The following is a 20,440-nucleotide window of genomic DNA, read 5'->3' as shown; positions in this document are numbered from 1 at the left end:
AGGCCCGCTCCCACAGGGTTTGGCACAAATTGCATAAAATCGATTTTTGTCGGTGTTTGGCGCTATTTTTTGATGGGTGTTAGTTTTTCTGACTTTATTAGTCGATATTTATCGTTTATAAAGTTTCCACAGCCCATCGCCCAGGAGATGACCCCATGACAACGTTGCACAGCACTCCCCGCGCGGATGGTTTCCACATGCCTGCCGAGTGGGCGACCCAGACCCAGGTCTGGATGATCTGGCCCGAGCGTCCGGACAATTGGCGCTTGGGTGGCAAGCCCGCGCAGGCCGCCCACGTAGCGGTCGCCAAGGCCATCGCCCGTTTTGAACCGGTGACTGTGGCGGTGTCTGCGGCCCAATACGAAAATGCCCGGGCGCGTCTCGACGTGCCGAATATCCGCCTGGTGGAAATGTCCAGTGACGACGCCTGGGTCCGCGACACAGGGCCGACGTTTGTCATCAATGACAACGGTGAAGTGCGCGGTGTCGATTGGGATTTCAACGCCTGGGGCGGTTTTGACGGTGGCCTGTATGCGCCGTGGAGCCGTGATGCGCAAGTGGCCGGCAAGATCCTCGAGATCGAGCGCAGCCCGCGTTATCGCACCGAAGGTTTTGTGCTCGAGGGCGGCTCGATCCACGTGGACGGCGAAGGCACCCTGATCACCACCGAAGAGTGCCTGCTCAACCGCAATCGCAACCCGCACTTGAGCCGTGAAGAGATCGAGGCGGTGCTCAGCGCGCAGTTGGCGGTGGACAAGATCATCTGGCTGCCTGATGGTCTGTTCAATGACGAGACCGACGGCCATGTGGATAACTTTTGCTGCTACGTGCGGCCGGGTGAAGTCCTGCTTGCCTGGACCGACGACCCGCAAGACCCGAACTACACCCGCTGCCACGCAGCGATGAACGTGCTGCAAAACAGCACTGACGCCAAGGGACGCCCGTTCACAGTGCATAAAATGCCGATTCCGGGGCCGTTGTATGCCACCGAGCAAGAGTGTGCCGGCGTGGATGCGGTGGAGGGTTCCCAGGAGCGTAACCCGTCGGTACGGCTGGCCGGTTCCTACGTGAATTTCCTGATCGTCAACGGCGGCATCATTGCGCCAAGCTTTGACGATCCGCTGGACACGCCGGCCAGGGACATCCTGCAGAACCTGTTCCCGCAGCACGAAGTGGTCATGGTACCGGGGCGCGAACTGTTACTGGGGGGTGGGAATATCCATTGCCTTACACAACAGCAACCTGCGCCGCGGGCAAAATGAGTGGCGATGTAACAGCTGGGTGATATCGACCGCGCCGGCTCTAGGTCGGCGGTTTTGGATCCATCCCGGCAAGCCCGCGGCCCGATGGGGGCGCGGGTTTTTTTGTGCCTGTTTATTGGCGTGACGGATACATTGGCATAGCTCTTGTATCTGTACTGCGGCAGTTCTGGGGAGAGAACTGAGTTGTTTTGTCATAAACCTTGGATAAATTGGCCGCTCATCAACCAGGAGAGGGCGCTGGAATGAATATGATAAGCGAGCGCACATGCCATCCCTTGGCCGTTAATGGTGAGTCGCTTCAAGCCTTGGCGCAGTGGTTGAAGTCCAACGGAACGCGTCAGATCAGAGAACCTGATCCGCGCCGGATGATCGTTGAGCGTTACCCCGCTGGCCTGTTCAGCGAGGCGGAGCTGGAAGCGCTGTGGGATGTGATGCAAGGATAGAATTCGACGGATTGATAAAAAGCGCTGGCCGGGATGGCAGCGCTTTTTTTGTGTCCGCTGGCTTTCGAATTCACACATATCCCTGTGGGAGCGAGCTTGCTCGCGATAGCGGTGGATCAACAACACCGCTGTTGACTGACACACTGCCATCGCGAGCAAGCTCGCTCCCACAGGGGGTGGCGTTCAAATTCAGTGGGCATTCGACCGATCCGCGAAACAGATTGAAAGCCATTCCAGCGTTTTTCCGCAGCGCTCCAGAGACTACCCTGCCGCCATCGAATCCTCGTGGCTAGCGGAGTCCCCATGACCACTCTTCATTATATTTACGATCCGCTGTGCGGCTGGTGTTACGGCGCCAAGCCGTTGGTGCAGGCCGCCCGGACCGTTTTACCGGTCATTGCCCATGGCGGCGGCATGATGACCGGTGCCAATCGCCAGCAGGTCTCGCCGCAGTTGCGCAATTACGTGATGCCCCACGACCGACGCATTGCCGAGCATTGCGGGCAACCATTTGGCGAGGTCTATTTCGAAGGTCTGCTGCGCGACCACAGCGCCGTGTTCGATTCTGCGCCGCCGACCGCCGCCATCCTCGCTGCCGAACAGCTCGGCGGCCACGGCCTGGAGTTGCTCGGGCGCCTGCAAACCGCACACTACGTCGAAGGCCGGCGCATCGCTGACGAAACCGTCCTGCTGGAGCTCGCCCAAACCATCGGCCTGCCGGCCCAGGCGTTCCTGGCGGCATTGAGCACGGTTGATGTGCAAGGGCATATCAAGGCGAGTCGCACCTTGCTGGCCCAGCTCGGCGGCCAGGGTTTCCCAACCTTGGCCTTGGAGCAGGATGGCCAGTTCACGCTGATCGACATCGGCCCCTGGTTCGGCAAGCCCGAGGCATTCGCCCAATGGCTGAGCCAAGCCCTGCCGGAGCAGGCCTCTGCACCCTCGGTGGCCTGCGGTCTGGACGGTTGTTCGTTTTGATCGATTCTTAGATGTTTTTCGCCTAATTACAGACGATTCACGAAATTGACACACCGTTGAGGGCGCGACTAGGATTCGTCCTACGCCTGTGGCTAACAGCCATGACTCTTAAATAATAAAAAGGCCCGACACGATCACTCGTGGGCGGGCCTTTTCATTATTTTCAGGAGCAAGAGTCCGAAAAAGAGCGCAAAAGCGCCATTTCGGTTGCCCGCCGCAGTGCGTATCAACCCGTACAAGGAAAATAATCATGTTGAACAAGCGCATTAGTTTGATCGCACTGGGGATCTTGAGCACGACACACGCCATGGCCAACGACCAGGCTGAGTCCAAAGGGTTCGTTGAAGACAGCAGCTTGAAAGTGCTGTTGCGCAACGCTTATATCAACCGCGATTACAAAGATGGCAACGAAGACAAGGCCGAGTGGGGCCAGGCGGCCATCGCTACCTTCTCGTCCGGTTTCACCCAGGGCACCGTGGGTGTAGGTGTGGATGCGTTCGGTCTGTACGCGCTGCGCCTGGACGGCGGTAAAGGCCGCAGCGGGGCGGGCGGCATCGACTTCTTCAAGCAGGGCGACAGCGGCAACGCCGCCGATGACCTGTCCAAGTTCGGTGCTGCGGTCAAGTTCCGCGTCTCCAATACCGTGCTGGCCTACGGTGACCAGATGCCGGCCCTGCCGGTGCTCAGCTATGACAACTCGCGCCTGCTGCCGGAAAGCTACACCGGCACGCTGATCACCTCCAAGGAGATCAAGGGCCTGGAACTCAATGCTGGCCGTTTCACCGCCGAATCGCGCAAGAGCGCCGAAGGCCGCGACAGCGGTGGCCTGAAGTCGATCAACGTCTTGGGCGGCAGCTATCAGTTCACCGAGCAGTTCAAGGCCTCGCTCTACGCCTCGGATGTCGAGGACGTATTGAAGAAGCAATACGTGAACGCCAACTACGTGTTCCCGCTGGCCAAGGATCAGTCCCTGACCCTGGACTTCAACGGCTATCGCACCAAGCTGGACAACAGCTACGTTCGTGAAAACAACGTCACCGGCGACGACAACAAGATCTGGAGCCTGGCTGCCACCTTCGCCACAGGGCCGCACAGCTTCACGCTCGCCCACCAGCGCAGCACCGGCGACAGCAACCTGGGTTATGCCTACGGCGGCTATCAGCGCGAGCAGAATCGGGTGGGTGATGGCGGTAACACGATCTACCTGGCCAACTCCTACTGGTCCGACTTCAACGCTGAAGATGAACGCAGCTGGCAGTTGGGCTATGGCCTGGACTTCACCACCTTCGGGGTACCGGGCCTGACCTATAACGTCGCTTATGTGCGTGGCGATAACATCACCACGTCCACCAGCGAAGGCGGTACCGAGCGCGAGATCTTCAACCAGTTCAAGTACGTGGTCCAGAGCGGCCCGGCCAAGGACTTGAGCGTAAGGTTGCGCAGCTCCGTACTGCGGGTGTCGCAGAAGTCCAGCGAGTACAACGTCAGCGGCAATGAGCTGCGGGTGTTCGTGGATTACCCGATCAACGTCTTCTGATGCCTGATCAGGTTGTAAGTCTATAAAATCGTGGCGAGGGAACTTGCTCCCTCGCCACGATTGATTCATGCCTGCCTGAAGTGAATAGCGTTGCGACGCCAGACTCGGGGCCTTTTGGCTTACTGCGCAAAAAAACACCGCTGTAACCGCCTGTATTCCCGAGTAAAAGTCGTACTAATGCAACTTTACCCACCGTTTCAAGCGCCGCTTGAAATGCCTCAAATACTTTCTCATGGACGTAAATCCTGCACCTACTAGATTAGGCCGCTCAACGCAGCGGAGACCTATGAAAAATGATCGTTCTGAACAGGGAAGTGGGCGAAGCGCTAAGACGTGACAAATACGTCAACGTTCGCGGTGGGGACTTCAACCTCTACGGTCATTTCGGCGATTTTGTCCGGCTGACCAAAAGCTGGGAAAACATGGAGCCCGACAGCTACTACGGCCAGGCCGAGTCAGGCATGCGTTTTCGTCGCTACAGCGACTTCGAATACAACCCTACGACCCGTGAGCTCACGCAGCTCGAACACCGGGCCTACGTTCAGTCCAAGGCCAACAATAGCTATGTTGGCGGACTGGAGCGGCACTTCGAGGACTTTTCCAACGAAGTGATCAATTCGCCGGTGATGCGCAGCCTGATCGACACGGACTTCGAGGTTTACAAGAACGTCCTGCCGCAGGAATTGCACGATGAAATCTGGCAGTGCCAGATCCATCAGATCCGCATCGAGATCAAGCCGGGCAAACAACTGGAAATCACTCCGGAAGGGATTCACTGCGACGGCTATCCGTTCAGCGGCGTGCACTTCTGGGGCCGTCAGAATGTGGCAGGTGCGGAAAGCCGCTTGTACAGCGCCCAGGAAGAACAGCTGGCGGCGACGACCTACGAGGACATCCTCGACACGACGTTTTTCCTGGATCGCGACATGCGCCACTACGTGACCCCGGCGCGCAACACCCATAGCCATGACATGGCGTACCGGCAGATCCTGGCCATTTCCTTCTCGCGGCCCGGGACCGCTTTCGACATTGTTCGCTGAACGGCTCGAACCCATGGACGACCCGACGCAGCAGGTCCTGTTGCGCCGGACCATGGTCCGGGACGCCGAGCGACTGGAGCGGTTCTTTCGCGGTTTCGACGAAGTGTCGTTCTGCGAATGGCAGGACGCCCGATTCTTGCGCGGTGTGTTGTTGCAGGAAACCACCACCGCGTACCTGGCCATCGATGCGAGCGGTGAAGTGGTGGGCGCGGTGATGGGTGGCATGCTCGGTACCCGTGGCACGATCAATCACTTGGCGGTCAGCCCGCAGCATCGCACCAAAGGCCTGGGCCAGCGCCTGGTCGAAGCCGCATCGGCTGACATGAAACGGGTCGGCGTGCTGCGCATGTTCCTTTTCGTCGACGATGCTAATCTGGCCGGCAAGCGTTTCTGGGCCGCCCAGGGGTTCTGTGAACCCCGGGGTGAAATCACCTTCGAGAGGGATTTATGAACAAGACTTCCAGCCAGCCGCTGGCGGTCGAACCACAAGCCTCGCGTACCTTTGCTGAAGCCAGTCCGGTGGTAGCGGGTTATTTCACGGTTTCGTTTGTGTTCGGTCTGATGGCGGTCAACGCCGGGCTGCCCCTGTGGTTGCCGGTGGCGATGTGCCTGTTCGTTTACGCGGGCGCTTCGCAATTCGCCGCGCTGGCGTTGATTTCCAGCGGTGCGTCGCTGACCACCATCGTGCTCACCACGTTCCTGATCAATGCCCGGCACATGCTGATGTCGGTCTACATGGCCAAGGCCCTGCGTGCGCTGGGGCTCAGCCGTTTCGAGCGCTGGTGCTACGCGGCGGGGCTGACGGACGAGTCGTTCGCGTTCCACAGCGTCAAGCTCGGCAGCGGGGCGCCGGTGAGCGTGCGCTACCTGGTCGGCTTCAACCTGTTCTGCCACACATCCTGGGTGCTCGGTGGCTTGCTCGGCGCCGTGTGCGCGCAATACGCGGCGCACCTCATCAAATACCAGCTCGACTATGCCCTGACCGCGATGATGCTCTATGTGCTGGTTTCGTTGTGCAACACCCGCAACAAACTGATCGCGGCCCTGGCGGCTGTCGTCTGCATGGGCGGGCTGAGCCTGCTGGGCAGCTCGCCATTCAATGTGTTCATTGCCACGTTCGTTGGCTGCGGGGTGGGCGTATGCCTGACCAAACGTTCCTGATCCTGGTCGTGGCCCTGATGATGGCCGTGACCTTCCTGCCGCGCGCCCTGCCGCTGCAGATCAATACCGAACACTGGCCGCCCTTCGTCGCCCGTGCCTTGGAATACCTGCCAGTGGCGATCGTCGCTGCCATCAGCCTGACCCCCTTGCTGATCAAGGATCAGCAGATACAACTTGATCGCCCTGAATTCTATGCCGCGATACCGACGCTGTTATGTGCGTATTTCAGCCGCAACCTGTTTCTCAGTGTGGCGGTGGGCACGGCGGCGTACATCGCGCTCGGTTCGTTCCTGTAGCGTCAGGTCCACCACATCGTGCAGCGCCTGGCCGGACAGCTCCGAATTGTTCACCGCCAGGCGGACCTCAAGGAAGTCTTCGAAGTCCGGGAAAATCGCCAGGCCGTTGCGCAACGCCGCTTCCCGGGATACCAGCCCCAGGCCATCGAGTTGCGTGATCAACGACAACGTCAGCGTTTCACTGCAGGAATACACCATTCGCTGGCTCGACCCATATTCGCCCAGGCCTGCATCGAGAAAGCGCAGGAAACTGTGGGAATACGGACATTCTTCTGCCGGACGCACCTGAAACTTGTCACCGAGCATGCCAATGGAATCGTCTGCGTCGCCACAATGGGCACCGACCACCCGCACCTGCACATCCGGCATGGTGATGCTGGTAAAACCGCCCTGCGGCTGCCCGATCAGGATCGCCAGGTCGAAATCTTCGTTCCTGAGCTTGCTCAGGTTCTCCATCGACTCGGCGTAGCTGAATTCCAGCTGATACTGGGGGAACACAGCGATCAACCGGTCGATCATCCGCCGGTTGAATTCCGCCGGCAGGGTGGTATTGAGTGCCACTCTGAGGGTGCGCTGTCGCGGCGTCTTGAGCGCCGCGACTTTCTCCTCCAACTGCCGGGTGGCAACCAACACCTGATCCATGAAAGGGGTCAGTTCCGAGCCTTGGCTCGTCAACGTCAGGCCCTTGTTCGAGCGCCGGAACAACCGGAAACCGAACTGTTCCTCAACCTTGTTCAACTGCGCCGCCAACGCCTGCACCGTGAGGCACGAGTGCTCGGCCGCTGCCGACAACGAGCCGGTCTGCACGATACGCATGAGGTTGCGTAGGGTTCTGCTATCCATGAGGTAATGCCCTCTGCTTAAGTGGGCTCGCTATTGTTGTGCACCTGGTCCGGGCCAGGCAGTGCATGCTGGCTATCATCATGCACCTTGCCACGATTGTCGCGATTTTGTGCCGAAAAACGCTGGGAGGCGATGGTTGGAGCTTATGCGGAATTTGGGGATTTTGCCCAGTCGGTGCTGGCCGGGATCAATTAGCAGGGTCGTAGGTGGACTGTCTTGCGAAAAATCCTGCGTGAGTCTCGGAACACTCCCAACATCATGGCTGATCGCTCTGATATCCGTCCTTGGAAACTCAGGTTGAAATACGCCCCTTAATACAGGCGATGCCAAACCTGCCGTTATCCATGCAAGGCCGCTTATCCACCTGACGTTGACCCATGGCGGCAGTCCCACCACAATGTTTTTGAGGTAGCGCCAATGTAGCTACAAATTTAGCGATGAGGTTTATTTCATGGGTGCATTATTAAAAACCACCGACGTGCGTTGCCGCATTGATGAGGACTTGAAGGCTCGTGCCACCGAGGTTTTGAACGCCTGCGGATTGAGTGTTAGCGACGCGATGCGTCTTTTCCTGCGCCAAGTTGTTGAGACTCAGGGGCTTCCATTCGAGATACGAGTGCCTTCGGACAAGACCGCCCGGGCCATGATTGAGGCACGGGATATCCGTCAACGATTCAACTCGATAGACGACATGCTGAGAGAGGCTGATGGCGAAACCGGGAGAAAAGCAAAAACGCGCTGAATTGCCGAAGCAATGTGCATATACGTCTGAATTCAAAAAGTCCTGGGAGCGTTACAAACGGGCAGGGCGGCGCGATATGAATGAAGTGCGTCATGTGATGGTCATGCTTTTTTTGGGTGAGCAGCTACCGAGCGAATACATGGATCATGCCTTGACTGGTAACTGGGTTGGATTTCGAGAGTGCCATATTGGCGGTGACTTTCTGTTGATTTATGAGCATTCACGCCCGGACCTGGTTACGTTTGTTGACTTGGGAAGTCATGCCGAATTGTTCAAATAGGGGATCTGTTGAGTCCACTTACGAATAAAAACTTAAAAATAATCCATATCTGTACTATCCTCTAAGCACCACCCCGCGACAAAGGAGCCCAAACCCATGGCGACTTCCTCCATTACCCTCAACGCACAGCAACAATTGGATTCCCCGGATGCGGGTCGAGTCGCGTTGAAGTTTTTCTTCAACCTCATGGCGCTCTGGGGCTGCAGCGTCGAGCAGCAGCGAACATTGCTGGGCAAGGTGGGGAACACGACCTTCTACAAATACAAACAGTTGCCGGAAAACGTGAAGCTGCCTCGCGATACGCTCGAGCGCATTTCCTACCTCATGGGTATCCACAAGGCGCTGAGCATCATCTTCAGCAACAGCCGGGACCGTGCTTATCAATGGGTCAGCAGCCCGAACACCGCGGCACCGTTCAACGGCCAGTCGGCGCTGTCCTACATGTTGACGGGGCGGGTGGTGGACATCGCCGATGTGCGGCGATACCTCGACGGAGTACGCGGTTGATGGTGCCACCACTGGCGGACCCGCAATGGAAACGGGCCTATCGGATCGTCAACAGCAGCTTCCCGCCGATTTCGCTGTTTGAAGACGTACTCGACCCGGAAGACCTGCCCACGGCCTACGCCCTGGAAGCGCTGACCAACGATCGGCTGATGGAACAAGCCGGCGTGCTGTCCCGGGTACGCCCCGAAGACCGCATTTCCGGGCCCGGCTCCTCGCCGGTGATGGCGGCGTTTACCCACATCGGCAAAAGCAGCCGCTTCAGCGACGGCACCTTCGGTGTCTACTACGCGGCCAGCAGCCAGGAAGCCGCCATCGCCGAGACCTGCTACCACCAGGCTCGATTCCTTGGCGCGACCAACGAGCCAGACCTGGAGTTGACCATGCGCACCTACGTCAACAAGGTCGTCAAACCCCTGCACGACATCCGCCACGACCACCCCCACCTCCACAACCCGGACCCCACCGCCTACGGCCCATCCCAAGTGTTCGCCCGGCAACTGCGTGAAACCTTGTCGTGGGGGCTGCTGTACAACAGCGTCCGCCTGCCCGGCCACGAATGCGTGGCCGCGTTTCGCCCGCCGGCAGTTTCGATACCGACGCAGGGCAAGCATATTCGGTATGTCTGGAGTGCCCAGAAGCGGGAGATTTCGTTTGTGTTCGAGGTGACTCAGGTGTGAGTTGGAATAGAAAAGCACCTGACAGAATCAGCAACACTGCTTACAGGGAGTGAAATAAATTCGTGGCGAGGGTGCTTGCTCCCGCAGGGCTGCACAGCAGCCCCCGTTTGTGAGTCAACTTGCCGCGATCAACGCTTGTTCTTCCAGCCATATTTCCTGAACGAACGGATCTGTAATCGCGTAGATCCCATGTCCGCGTCGCATGATGATATTTTCGGCCACCAAGGCAATTACCACGGGTTGAATTTCTTCTATACGAACATCGCGACCCACGGCTTTTGAGTATTCTGCTGCCGCGTCAACGGAAAAAATGCCGCGAGCATCACCTGCTGTCGAGGCGATTTTATTGAAGATGGCTTGAGCCAGACTGCCCAGTTGCTCAACCTTCTCGAGCTCTATGTTGGCCGCGGCGGAGCGCAGCGTACTGGCGATGACAGGCAAGAACAGGTCTGGATTACCCTCTTGTTGCAAGACTTGCCTAAGGGCCTTAAGCATTTCTTCCGGGCGGTTGCCAAGTGTATTGAACGCTTCCGTTGCGACTTCAAGCGACGGCAGTTTGTGCTGGCTGACAGTCATTGCCAGGCGGTTCAGCAGGTACTCGACATAATCGCCCTTCAAGACGGGGTACGCCGTGGAAGTAGCGCCGGAAAAAGCCTGGTTACGTTTTGCTGTGAGTTCGCTGATCTGTGCGCGCTGAGAGCCGGTGCCGATGAACAGAAAGTAGCCCGGGGTATCGGGACGAGGGTTGATGGCGTCACGAGCGGCTTTCAACGCGAGCAACATCTGGTTGCCGTCTTCAGAGGCGATGGCGTGTTGTACCTCGTCGACGATAAGCACTAAATCAGTTTTGGCTTGATCGACAACTTCGGTGAACGCTTGCGCGAGCGTCGTGCCTCCAACATCGCCGACGCCTTCAAGTTTGAACCCGAACTTGAATCCTGCCGCACCGACATCGACGCCGCCGACCCGCTTGAGTTTTTCAAGCAGGCCAGAAGTGGGTGTCTGTAACTCCTGTAGCGTTTTACGAATGGCGTCGTGCAGTAAGGTGGCCGGGTTGGCGAGGGTATCGCTCCAGAGGTCCACGTAAATGACCAGCGCACCCTCTTTTTCCAGGGCTGGGATCAGGTCACTCCGCAAAAAAGTCGTTTTGCCGGTTCTGCGCAGCCCGGATAGAAACAGACCTGAGCGCAAGCCTTCGTCAAGAACCCCCGGATTGAGAAGCTGATTGGCCATGCTTTCAGCCAGTTCAGGGCGCTGGAAAATGCTGCTCATGCAATTATCCTGTTTTATGGATTAGCCATAATTATTGCTGAGCCATAATTTAGCATAAGATTTTGCGCAGGCTGAAAGCGAAACGTTTACTTGCTAATCGTGGGGACTGAAGGGCTGCAGAGCAGCCCAGCGGGAGCAAGCTCTCTCGCCAAAAAAGCGCCGATTGATCAAATCTTGAACTGCTGCACCGAAGCCTGCATCGACCCCGCCGCATTGTTCAATTGATCCGCTGTTTGCGTCAGGGTGTGAATCGAGCGGGTGTTCTCGCGGGACTGCTCGGCAATCGACTCCACCCGCTGGGCCATTTCATCACTGGCTTTGGATTGCTCGGCAATGGTGTGGGAAATTTCCTCCACCACTTCGGCCGCATGCCGGGCACCGGTGCGGATTTCGCTGATGGACACCCCGGCCTGTTGGGCCAGGTTGACGCCTTCGTCCACGCGGCTGACGCAAGCCTGCATGTTCGCCACCGCGTCTCGGGCGCTGGACTGGATGCGCTCGATCATCGCAGTGATTTCCTGGGTGGACTGGGTGGTGCGCGCCGCCAGGTTGCGCACCTCATCGGCCACCACCGCAAAACCACGCCCCGCCTCACCGGCACGGGCGGCTTCGATGGCGGCGTTGAGGGCAAGCAAGTTGGTCTGCTCGGCGATGCTCTTGATCACCTGGATGATGGAATGAATGTCCTCGGACGACGCGTCCAGCGCCGTGATCTTGCTGGACGACTGGTTGACCACCTCGGCGATCCGGTTCATGCCTTCCACCACCCCGAGAATCACCTGGCCACCGCTGCTCGCCAAATGCTCGGACTGCGCCGAAATCGTCCGGGCGCTGTCGGCGTGCTGATGGATCTGGCTGATATTCGCCATCATCTGCTCCATGCTCGCCGCCATGCTGGTCGCGCTCTGGGCCTGCTGGTCGGCGCTGGACACAATCTGCCGCGCCGTATCGCCCAAATTCCGGGACGTGCCGTGCAACTCATCGCTCTGGCCCCGGATCGTAGCGATCATCTGCCGCAGATTGGTCTGCATCTGCTCGATCACACCTTGCAACTGACCCAGCTCATCCTTGCTCTGAGCCCCCATCGAGCGCTGCAGATCCCCTTGGGAAATCGCCTGGGTATTGAGGATGATCTTGTTCAGCGGCGTCAGCACCGCCTTGAGCAGGCTCCACGACAACAGCGCCAGCGCCACACACGTGGCCAGCAACGTCACGATCAGCCAGCGCTCCGAGGTGTGAATGCTGCGGTCCTGATGCTCGCGCGATGACTGCGCCTGGTTCTCGATCAGTTCGCTCACCGCCTCGTTGCGCTCCTCCAACGCCGAAAACGCCCCGTCGAACTCAGCCCGCAACGCCTGGCCATCCTGGGCACCGTTCAGGGCCTTGCCGATGACTTGCTTGGCTTTATCGATGTAGGTTTCGACCTGTGGCTTGAGCTCGACAATCGCCTTGGCGACATCCCCCGGCAACTTGGCCTCGGCATTTTCGGCGATGACCTTGCGCATCCGCTGCGTATGCTCATCGAACGCCTCCAGCACCTCCTTCGCCCCCTGGGCATCCCCCGGCTTCACCAGCAGAGCGGCGAGCACATCGGCACGAATGGCGTCGTGCATCATGTCCGCCTCCATGTGCTTGCGCATGGCCGAAATACTGGTCTCGTTCTGCACCAGGGCCTCGGTCATGGAGTGATAACCCCACAGCCCGATACCGCCGAGCAGCAACGCAAAAGAAAGACTGACCAACCCCGAGCCTATGACCTTGGTGCGGATCTTCATCGCTTACTGCTCCTGGAGCGGGGAATTCTGGGAAGTGTAGTCGAGCGCCAGCAGAGCCTTGGGGGCAGGCCATGCTCTTATCTGAGTCTATCGGCGGGGGAAATGATTAGATGAATACGCCGCAAATTGTTTGGGCCAGGGACAGGGTGAACCTGTGGCGAGGGAGCTTGCTCCCGCTGGGCTGCGGAGCAGCCCTTCTTTAATCCGCTCCTGCAGATAAAATCCAATGCTGCCCCGCTCGTGAGCAGCATTGCGTCAGCGGCTCTTAAGTAGGATTACTCCCCGGCGCCTCCAGCACCTTCACCACGTCATCGATGACGGCCTTGCTCATATCCTGCAAATAACACGATGCCCAGGCATACCGATCCGTGCTGCGAATCATCGCCGCGTCCTCGGCCAGGACTTTGGCGACGTGGAGCAGGTCGGAAGCGTGGGACAGGGCTTCGCCGATGGGTATGCCGCTGTTGACGCGGAATAGGGGGCGGTCGGAGTGGTAGGAGAAGGGGGTTAGGCCTGGGGTTTTGAGGTCTCTGGGATGGGTCATTGCGCACCTCCGCTTGCCAATTGGCGGCGGGTGGTGACTAGCAAAGTGGTAAAGCGAGGCTGCAGCAGATCCATGGCATGCATCGATAAACTCCCATATCAAGTGAGAGCTGCCACGTTCGTTCTCAGGCGAATGGGTGGCAGCTGTGCGCAGGCTGAGAAACCGGAGATACAGGAACCCGGCAGACCCGAAGGTCTCCCACGCACAGCCGCCATTGCACGGAATGCGGACATAAAAAAACGCCGCAAAACGTGGTTCGGGCGCTGTAGCGCCTGCATCTTACTCGGGTTCTCAGGCCCGGTCGCTGAATTGGCAGCGACGGTTGGAGAGTAGCGGGCGATTGGGTAGGGTGCAATCGTGGCGCGATGCTGGCGGGGGAGGTTTAGGTGATTTTATGGATGGGCCATAATTTGCCTTGCTGTCGTAAGAGCCGGCTATCGACGCGCGAAGATAAGCGATTGGAGGAAATATCCAATGGATGATGAATGTGAGCAATTTCAGCAGGACTTGTTCGACTCTGCACATCAAATAACAGCGGGGAAAGCCATGCACGTGGTGGTGCACAAGAGCCAATGGCCCTCCAATTCGGTCCTGATGAATGAGGATGATGTAGCCCTGATCCTTAAGGCGCGAGAGCGGCTTGCCGCTCCACAACGGGTTAAAATTTCAATGGATGATCTATAGCCCTGAAGAGCTCTCAAGATCGAGCTATTGCTGCTGAATGGACATAAAAATCCGATGCCGGGGCCTGACATCGGATTCTCTAGAAGTCCCCACTTGGACTCAAATGCTTAAGTGAAAAGCATTAGGCCATTGAGCCGGGTTTTTTGTTGGATGGGCATTGGTGTTCGTAGCGGAGGTTACTTGCAAGCTTCGATGAGTGCTTTGGCTTTTGCTTGCTCGGCGGCGTCTGGGGAAGCTGCAAGCTTGGCTACTGCGCTGGATATTGCGGTGACGCAGCCGCGTGAGGCATTGAAGTCACGCGACACATTCTGCGCCGCCATGCCCGTGGCGAAGACTTTGCCTACGCCGATTGACTCCCGAAAAATTGAGTTCGTATCGATTACGGAGAACACGGATAACGCGTCTTTACGGTCAATGGATTTGATTAATGCTTCGGAAATTGTTGCCATGACTTCTTGCTGCGCCTGCATTTGTTTCTTTAACTGAGGTTTGTCTGCATCAGTTGCCTTTTCGTATAACTCCGTCGTTTGATTAAGAGTCTCTGATGCTTTGACAAGCTGGGTAGCAAGGGTTGATGCAATTGGAGGTTGTTGCTCAATTGTGGTGTTCTCGGTGCTGGCTATTTTTTCGGACATGGCGGCAACAATTTCTTTTTGTTTTTCTAAATCAGCAGCAGCTTTTGGTTGGTTTGTTATGTTGTTGAAATTAGTAGCATTGTTTACCAGTAGTCTTACTTGTTCTTTGAATGCTTTGGAAAGGGTTGGTGTCGCTGAAGATAGTTGTTCAGGTTTAATGCTTTCTGTACTGAAAAATTGCTCGGAGAAATCAGTAACCTTTTTCCCCTGTTGCTTTAATTCGGCAACAGCTGCGGGCTCATTCGCTTTGCCGGTCTTCGCGAGGGTTTCGGATTTTTCAACAAGTAAATCTACTTCCTCTTTGAAATTTTCGGCAAGAGGGGTGGGGGCTGGGATTTGTTGTCTGGCCGTTTCGGAGTCGCCTGATAGTATTTGATGCAGCACCTTACCTTCTTTATCAATGATCTCAACAACTGGTACGTACGCCGCGTCGATGGACTTCCAACCAAAGTTGACGCTGAGTTCGGTACTACCCGTAGTGGGTGTTGAAACATCAAGACCCACCGAGGATTTTGAGACAAAAAGCAAGGGCGATTCGTTTGCGCAGGCCGTCACCAGCGCTGCCGATACGATCAGTGAGGTTAACCTTAGTGCCTTCATAGTGCTTCCTTGTCGTTGGTGCAGGCATGCTTGAGGGCATCCCCCAGGATCTGTTTCGCTCGTTCGAGCTCTTGGTGATTTCTAACTATGAGGATGAGTTCACACCCGGCAGCATTGGGGATAACAACCACTTCTTGGTCGACATAGCCGATGTTGGTGGTGCCTTGAAAGTTTGTTGCGCCCACGCCGAGCGTAGAAGTGACTATCGCGCGTGCGGGCTGATCGGTTTTGAGTAACACGGGACCGACGTTGATAAAGCGTTCGGTTGTTGTGGCACCAGTGATCGAGACAAACGAACAACCAGATAAGCCCAAGCTCAAGCCCAACAGAGTGAGAAGTAAGCGCATATCAAGTCCTTTTTGAGCGGGCTTTTGATCTATAGCTGCTCGTTTGCATGCTGTCAAATTAGTGGCTCGCACCTGTCAGGGCGGATGCCCTGCGGTGGCGCTTGGTATGCGGGTGCTGGTTAGTCGTTCGTGCTCGGGACGGTGTCATGAAGACCAGCGAAGAGATTTTTTAAAAAAACAATGGTTGGAAAACAACCTCGCCCATCTAAATGACCCGGTGATCAATCTGTTGTATTCGCGTCTGGCGTCCATGCTGCAGGACGATGCTCTGGACCCGGACGAGTCTCTTGAGTTGCTTCACATCCTGCGAAGTTTCTCTGGCATCGGCATTGAGAGACCGCAGGTGGGCGAAGTTGTGGCCGTTGCTCCAACAGACCTTCCCTTCAATTCACCAGCCCCTGACTTGGTATGGGATGGCCGAATGTTTGTATTTACAGGCGTCATGGCCTTTGGGCTGCGCAAAGATTGCCAGGCATTGGTCGAGGAACGTGGCGGTTTGATTGGGGGCGGGGTGAGTAAGAAAGTGCATTACCTGGTGGTCGGCAGCGTGGGTAATGAGCAGTGGCGCCACAGCACTTACGGAGCGAAGATCATGAAGGCAGTGGAGCTGCGGGAGGCGGGGGCTTCGATTGCCATTATGGGTGAGAATCACTGGCAGAAGGTGTTGTTTGGTTGAGCCGGCCTAGGAAAGGCTGCCCGTTGTCTTGGGCCGAAATATTGTCGGTGGGTTTGATGGCCTCATCGCGAGCAAGCTCGCTCCCACAGGTTTTTCAGGGTGTGGATAAAAAGTGGACACCCCAGAAACAACAAAGCCCTCGCATTTCTGCGAGGGCTTCGTTTTGTATGGTGCCGGCACCAGGAGTCGAACCCGGGACCTACTGATTACAAGTCAGTTGCTCTACCAACTGAGCTATACCGGCGTGTGGGCGACGATTATAGCGATTGGGTGCGTTCTGTAAACCCCTGAATTCTGACTATTTTTGCACGACTCATGCTCAAGCGCGGCGCAGCAGGGCGCGTACTTTCTGCAAGGCTCGCCACGCACGGCTGTTTTGCATGGCGTGGAGTTGGGCTTCGGCCTGTTCAGCCCGTTGCAGGGCGGCGCTGAGCTGTTGGTCTGCGTCGTCGATGGGGTGGCTGAATTTGTGGCCTTTGCAGAGTTGGAAGCCGTCGAGATTGCACGGTGGGATGTCGAAGGCGGGTTTGAGGGCCAGGTGTTCGTCGGCGAGGTAGTAGGTGTTGATGCCGTCGAACAGGATGGACTGGTAGCCGGCGTCGGTCACCAGGGTTTCCCAGGTCTGGTCGCGGGCCCATGGGGTTTCGATGAGGATGATCCAGGGGCGCCAGCGGCTGAAGTCCATGCCGCGTAGCACGGTTTCTTCGTGGCCTTCGACGTCGATTTTCAGGAAGTGGATGGGGCGGTCCTGAGCGTATTGCTCGCAGATGGAGGCCAGGGTGCGGGACTGGACGGTCTGGTTGCGCACGTCCATGCCGGCGTCGCGGTGTTGTTGGGCGATGCTGGCTTCTACCGTGGACAGGCCGGTGTCGGCGATGGTGTAGAAGGTCAGGCTCTCGGCGTTTTCGCCGGCCACGCATTGCAGGTTGATGTCGTCGGGGCGTTGTTGGCAGAGGGCGTCGTAGTAGGCCGGTACCGGTTCGATGTTGATGCCGTGCCAGCCGCGGTCGTAAAACGCTCGGGTGACAGAATCATCTGTCGGATGGTTGGCGCCGACGTCGAGGTAAAAGCCGTTTTCCACCGATTGAAGGGCGCGCCACAGGCGTATGTCTTCGAAATTTTGTGCGTAGGAAATGAACGTCACGGCCAGTCCTTGAGTGTGTCGGCATTGTGTCAATTGCGATACGTTGGGCTGTTGTATAGCACGGGCACGGTGGACGCAATTACTGGCACGGAGCAGCACTGAACTCGGCGGTTATGTCGTTTTGCTTAGACGCTTATGCACAACGGGCAGGATGAGGCGCGGGACATCTTGCAATTTTGTGACCGCTTTCGCGTTTCGTCGCAAATGCCTGTTTTCATGGTTTTTTATCCATATGAACAAAAAATGACCAATACGGTTTTGGTCAGGAAATTACGGATTTCTTGGATCCAGGTTTATTTCATCAACAGAGTTATCCACAGGCTGTTTCGTCTCAGCAACGCTCTGCCAGCAACAGCAGATTGCGTGGCGTTAGCGGTGTTTCGCAGAAGGCGCCAAGGCGAACCTGGTAGCCTTTTTGACTGAGGAAAAGCGCCCGATCCAGTACCAGCCAAAGCTCCAGCGGCCGTCGGAAAAGGCCTCGCAGCAACTCCAGGTTGCGCACTTCGGCCAGGCGCTGATGGCCTGCTGCTTCCAGGGCGACCCAATCCGGCGTGCAGACTGTGGATAAGTCTTTCAGGGCCGCCAGGTCGGTGCAGTACTGGGCGAAGGATTTTTCCAGCCAGGCGCTGGGCAATGAGGGAGTGGGCAGGTAGTCGTCGCACCCTCTGATTTGCCGTTGCAGAACGTCGAAGCCCAGGCGCCAGGCCATGGAGTGGTCCCGTTGTCTTCTGACGCGCGCGCCAGCGGTGACGCTTTCGGTCTGTGGCAGGCTGAGATCGTCGAGCGACAGTTGTAGGGCAGAGTTCTTGGCGGCGTCGGACAGCGCTTGATAACGCTCGCTGCTGATGCGGTTGTAACAGCACGGCGCGATTGCCAGTTGTGCACAACCCACGGCGCTGGCCAGTTGCATCAGGCGCACATGCAGGTCGCCGCAGGCGTGCAGGGCCACGGGGGTGTGTTCGGCGTGGAGCGCCTGGGTTGCGTCTGCCGCCAACACGTCTTGTTGCAGATGGGTGGCGGGCAGGTGATGGCGCTGGCTCAGTTGTTGGCCGCTGGCGACCAGTGCGGGGTCGTACTCCAGGCAGGTCAGTTGTTGCTCACCGTGCAGCAGGCGTCGACCGAGGTGGCCTTTGCCGGCGCACCAATCGAGCCAGTGGGTCGGTTGGGCGGTGAAGTGCAGGCGGCTGGCGAAGGCTTCGATCTGCTGCCATTTGCGCCCGGGCACGTCGACGTTTAGACGATGGCTTGGTGCTGCTAGCGTGCTGGCCGGCAATTCTGCTACAGCGCTCAATGCGCGGGAGATAGCGGCCAATTCCGGGAATGGCGCTGGCGCGTCTTCCATCAACCACGGCTGATGATGGTCGTTTTCCGCAGCTTCCAGTGAACGCTGGCGTAGCCATTGGGCCAATTCCGGGTGGGACGTTTCCCAAGGCAGTTGCAGATGGGTGAACGGACGCGGTTTCCACAGTGCTTGGTGCGCTGTGAGAAAAACGTCCAGCGCCGTGAAGCGGGCGAGCAGGGCCTCGCCCGTCAGCACGCCGCTGTCAGCGCCCTTGGCAGGCATCGACGCGCAACCAGCGCTCCAACTGCTTGAAGCCTTGCACCAACAGGAAGGACATCAGCAGGTAGAACATGCCGGCCGCGAAGAATATCTCCACCGGCAGGTAGGTCCGGGCAATGATGGTGCGGGCCATGCCGGTGAGTTCCAGCAGGGTCACGGTGCTCGCCAGGGCGCTGGCCTTGAGCATCAGGATTACTTCGTTGCTGTAGGCCGGCAGGCCGATGCGCGCGGCGCGGGGCAGCACGATGTAAAGCAGTGCCTTGGACCGGGACATGCCCAGGGCCCGTGCGGCTTCGATCTCGCCACGGGGGATGGCCTGGATCGCACCGCGCAGGATTTCGGCGATGTAGGCGGCGGTGTGCAGGGTCATGGTGGCCGTGGCGCACCAGAACGGATCCCGCAGGTACGGCCACAACGCACTGCTGCGCACGGCATCGAACTGCGCCAGGCCGTAGTAGACCAAGAACAGCTGTACCAGTAGCGGCGTGCCACGGAAAAAGAAGATGTAGGCGTAGGGCAACGCCCGCACCTGCCACAGGCGCGAAGAGCGGGCGATACCCAGTGGAATCGCCAGCAGCAGCCCGGCGATCACGGCGATGGCCACCAGTTCCAGGGTCAGTGTGGCGCCTTGGGCCAGCTTCGGCAGCCACTTGATGATGACGTCCCAGTTCATTGGGTGCTCCTGGTGAATCCACGGGCGGCGCGTCGTTCCAGCAAGTGCATGCCGATCATGGCGAGCACCGTCAGGCCCAGGTACATGAATGCTGCGACTGTATAGAAGGTGAACGGTTGCTTGGATACGGTCACGCCGATTTGCGCATGGCGCATGATTTCTTCCAGGCCGATCACCGAGACCAGCGCGGTGTCCTTCATCAGGATCATGAACAGGTTGCCCAGGCCAGGCAGGGCGATGCGCCACATCTGCGGCATGATCAACCGGGTGAAGATCCGCCACTTCGACAGGCCGAGGGCGACGCCGGCCTCACGGTGGCCTTTGGGGATCGCCAGGATCGCGCCGCGAAACACTTCAGTGGCGTAGGCGCCAAAGCACAGGCCCAGGGCAATGACCCCGGCAGCGAAGGCGTCGAGGGCGAGGTCGGGTTTGCCGAAATACTCACCCAGGGCACGCATCAGGTTGACGGTGCCGAAATAGATCAGCAGCACCCAGAGTAATTCCGGGATGCCGCGAACCAGTGTCGAATAGGTGCCGCCCAGCCATTGCAGCGGCTTGTGCGGCGAGGTCTTGGCCAAGGCGCCGAGCAGGCCGAGCACCAGCCCCAGGCAGAGGGCCGTGAGCGCCAACTTGACGGTCATCAGCGCGCCGGCGGCAAGCGCCGGGCCGAATCCGTAGAGATCGATCATCATGGGTAGGAATTCATATCGCGGCAGGCTTTGCTAAGGGCCGGCGCTGCCAGGGAGCTGCGCCGGCCAGGCACGTC

Annotated in this window: 23 protein-coding genes, 1 tRNA gene and 1 pseudogene; 14 read left to right on the top strand and 11 right to left on the bottom strand. The window is 58.0% G+C overall.

Going from position 1 to position 20,440, the window contains the following annotated elements:
• Window positions 1-155: 155 nt before the first annotated feature.
• From aguA to Q7F16_RS20535, 8 genes are all read left to right on the top strand, one after another.
• On the top strand, window positions 156-1,262 hold the full coding sequence (gene aguA / locus Q7F16_RS20570; protein WP_095962992.1) for an agmatine deiminase: 1,107 nt from the start codon (window positions 156-158) through the stop codon (window positions 1,260-1,262).
• Window positions 1,263-1,504: 242 nt separating this feature from the next.
• Complete coding sequence (locus Q7F16_RS20565; RefSeq protein WP_041475659.1) at window positions 1,505-1,705, top strand: hypothetical protein; 201 nt, start codon at window positions 1,505-1,507, stop codon at window positions 1,703-1,705.
• A gap of 303 nt (window positions 1,706-2,008) precedes the next feature.
• Complete coding sequence (locus tag Q7F16_RS20560; RefSeq protein ID WP_409556875.1) at window positions 2,009-2,680, top strand: DsbA family protein; 672 nt, start codon at window positions 2,009-2,011, stop codon at window positions 2,678-2,680.
• Between the two features lie 250 nt (window positions 2,681-2,930).
• A complete protein-coding gene (locus Q7F16_RS20555; RefSeq protein ID WP_046064063.1) occupies window positions 2,931-4,217 on the top strand; it encodes an OprD family porin in 1,287 nt (428 codons plus the stop codon).
• A 293-nt stretch (window positions 4,218-4,510) separates the two neighbouring features.
• Entirely contained in the window at window positions 4,511-5,257 is a 747-nt protein-coding gene (locus tag Q7F16_RS20550) for a 2OG-Fe dioxygenase family protein (RefSeq protein WP_014336066.1), read from the top strand.
• A gap of 13 nt (window positions 5,258-5,270) precedes the next feature.
• Entirely contained in the window at window positions 5,271-5,708 is a 438-nt protein-coding gene (locus Q7F16_RS20545; RefSeq protein WP_200899358.1) for a GNAT family N-acetyltransferase, read from the top strand.
• Entirely contained in the window at window positions 5,705-6,418 is a 714-nt protein-coding gene (locus Q7F16_RS20540; RefSeq protein ID WP_003196767.1) for an AzlC family ABC transporter permease, read from the top strand. Before Q7F16_RS20545 ends, Q7F16_RS20540 begins: the two co-directional genes overlap by 4 nt.
• Window positions 6,397-6,714, top strand: a complete 318-nt coding sequence (locus Q7F16_RS20535; RefSeq protein ID WP_018606370.1) for an AzlD domain-containing protein — start codon at window positions 6,397-6,399, stop codon at window positions 6,712-6,714. The genes Q7F16_RS20540 and Q7F16_RS20535 overlap by 22 nt, the downstream gene beginning before the upstream one ends.
• On the opposite strand, the gene Q7F16_RS20530 is transcribed toward Q7F16_RS20535, so the two are convergent.
• The gene (locus Q7F16_RS20530) at window positions 6,631-7,557 is read right to left on the bottom strand and encodes a LysR family transcriptional regulator (protein ID WP_046064064.1); all 927 of its coding nucleotides are present in this window, start codon (window positions 7,555-7,557) and stop codon (window positions 6,631-6,633) included. The genes Q7F16_RS20535 and Q7F16_RS20530 overlap by 84 nt on opposite strands.
• 451 nt (window positions 7,558-8,008) lie before the next feature.
• On the opposite strand from Q7F16_RS20530, the gene Q7F16_RS20525 reads away from it, so the two are divergent.
• From Q7F16_RS20525 to Q7F16_RS20510, 4 genes are all read left to right on the top strand, one after another.
• Window positions 8,009-8,299 (top strand): type II toxin-antitoxin system RelB/DinJ family antitoxin, encoded by a 291-nt coding sequence (locus Q7F16_RS20525; RefSeq protein WP_041475661.1) that lies wholly within the window; start codon window positions 8,009-8,011, stop codon window positions 8,297-8,299.
• Entirely contained in the window at window positions 8,265-8,579 is a 315-nt protein-coding gene (locus Q7F16_RS20520; RefSeq protein ID WP_041475662.1) for a type II toxin-antitoxin system YafQ family toxin, read from the top strand. The genes Q7F16_RS20525 and Q7F16_RS20520 overlap by 35 nt, the downstream gene beginning before the upstream one ends.
• A gap of 96 nt (window positions 8,580-8,675) precedes the next feature.
• Window positions 8,676-9,086 carry an MbcA/ParS/Xre antitoxin family protein gene (locus Q7F16_RS20515; protein ID WP_003196771.1) on the top strand — a complete coding sequence of 137 codons (411 nt, stop codon included), beginning with the start codon at window positions 8,676-8,678 and terminating at the stop codon, window positions 9,084-9,086.
• Window positions 9,086-9,763, top strand: a complete 678-nt coding sequence (locus Q7F16_RS20510) for an RES family NAD+ phosphorylase (protein ID WP_018606363.1) — start codon at window positions 9,086-9,088, stop codon at window positions 9,761-9,763. The genes Q7F16_RS20515 and Q7F16_RS20510 overlap by 1 nt, the downstream gene beginning before the upstream one ends.
• Window positions 9,764-9,877: 114 nt before the next feature.
• On the opposite strand, the gene Q7F16_RS20505 is transcribed toward Q7F16_RS20510, so the two are convergent.
• From Q7F16_RS20505 to Q7F16_RS20495, 3 genes are all read right to left on the bottom strand, one after another.
• Complete coding sequence (locus Q7F16_RS20505; RefSeq protein WP_095974099.1) at window positions 9,878-11,035, bottom strand: AAA family ATPase; 1,158 nt, start codon at window positions 11,033-11,035, stop codon at window positions 9,878-9,880.
• A gap of 167 nt (window positions 11,036-11,202) precedes the next feature.
• On the bottom strand, window positions 11,203-12,810 hold the full coding sequence (locus Q7F16_RS20500) for a methyl-accepting chemotaxis protein (RefSeq protein WP_409556876.1): 1,608 nt from the start codon (window positions 12,808-12,810) through the stop codon (window positions 11,203-11,205).
• A 265-nt stretch (window positions 12,811-13,075) separates the two neighbouring features.
• Window positions 13,076-13,354, bottom strand: coding sequence for a DUF3077 domain-containing protein (locus Q7F16_RS20495; protein ID WP_409556877.1), 279 nt, complete (start codon window positions 13,352-13,354; stop codon window positions 13,076-13,078).
• Between the two features lie 474 nt (window positions 13,355-13,828).
• Between Q7F16_RS20495 and Q7F16_RS20490 the strand changes: the two genes are divergently transcribed.
• On the top strand, window positions 13,829-14,038 hold the full coding sequence (locus Q7F16_RS20490; protein WP_409556878.1) for a hypothetical protein: 210 nt from the start codon (window positions 13,829-13,831) through the stop codon (window positions 14,036-14,038).
• A 176-nt stretch (window positions 14,039-14,214) separates the two neighbouring features.
• On the opposite strand, the gene Q7F16_RS20485 is transcribed toward Q7F16_RS20490, so the two are convergent.
• Window positions 14,215-15,273, bottom strand: a complete 1,059-nt coding sequence (locus Q7F16_RS20485) for a hypothetical protein (RefSeq protein WP_409556879.1) — start codon at window positions 15,271-15,273, stop codon at window positions 14,215-14,217.
• Entirely contained in the window at window positions 15,270-15,620 is a 351-nt protein-coding gene (locus tag Q7F16_RS20480; RefSeq protein ID WP_063323384.1) for a hypothetical protein, read from the bottom strand. The genes Q7F16_RS20485 and Q7F16_RS20480 overlap by 4 nt, the downstream gene beginning before the upstream one ends.
• Before the next feature lie 131 nt (window positions 15,621-15,751).
• Here Q7F16_RS20480 and Q7F16_RS20475 point away from each other — a divergent pair.
• A pseudogene (locus tag Q7F16_RS20475) lies at window positions 15,752-16,296 on the top strand (BRCT domain-containing protein); the annotation flags it as partial.
• A 168-nt stretch (window positions 16,297-16,464) separates the two neighbouring features.
• Here the strand turns inward: Q7F16_RS20475 and Q7F16_RS20470 are convergent.
• From Q7F16_RS20470 to Q7F16_RS20450, 5 genes are all read right to left on the bottom strand, one after another.
• Window positions 16,465-16,540: transfer RNA gene (locus Q7F16_RS20470), tRNA-Thr, on the bottom strand.
• 75 nt (window positions 16,541-16,615) lie between these two features.
• Window positions 16,616-17,440: an FkbM family methyltransferase gene (locus Q7F16_RS20465; RefSeq protein ID WP_079301524.1), complete on the bottom strand. Its 825-nt coding sequence runs from the start codon at window positions 17,438-17,440 to the stop codon at window positions 16,616-16,618.
• A gap of 331 nt (window positions 17,441-17,771) precedes the next feature.
• A complete protein-coding gene (locus Q7F16_RS20460; protein WP_409556880.1) occupies window positions 17,772-19,004 on the bottom strand; it encodes a methyltransferase in 1,233 nt (410 codons plus the stop codon).
• Window positions 18,985-19,674 carry an ABC transporter permease gene (locus tag Q7F16_RS20455; protein ID WP_046064078.1) on the bottom strand — a complete coding sequence of 230 codons (690 nt, stop codon included), beginning with the start codon at window positions 19,672-19,674 and terminating at the stop codon, window positions 18,985-18,987. Before Q7F16_RS20455 ends, Q7F16_RS20460 begins: the two co-directional genes overlap by 20 nt.
• Window positions 19,671-20,366: an ABC transporter permease gene (locus Q7F16_RS20450; RefSeq protein WP_046064079.1), complete on the bottom strand. Its 696-nt coding sequence runs from the start codon at window positions 20,364-20,366 to the stop codon at window positions 19,671-19,673. The genes Q7F16_RS20455 and Q7F16_RS20450 overlap by 4 nt, the downstream gene beginning before the upstream one ends.
• Between the last annotated feature and the right edge of the window lie 74 nt (window positions 20,367-20,440).

Origin of the sequence: Pseudomonas sp. Lb2C2, assembly GCF_052112205.1 — a bacterium.
Lineage (GTDB): Bacteria > Pseudomonadota > Gammaproteobacteria > Pseudomonadales > Pseudomonadaceae > Aquipseudomonas > Aquipseudomonas kilonensis.
Note: the sequence above shows the minus strand (reverse complement) of the source record. Positions and strands in the feature narration are given on the sequence as shown.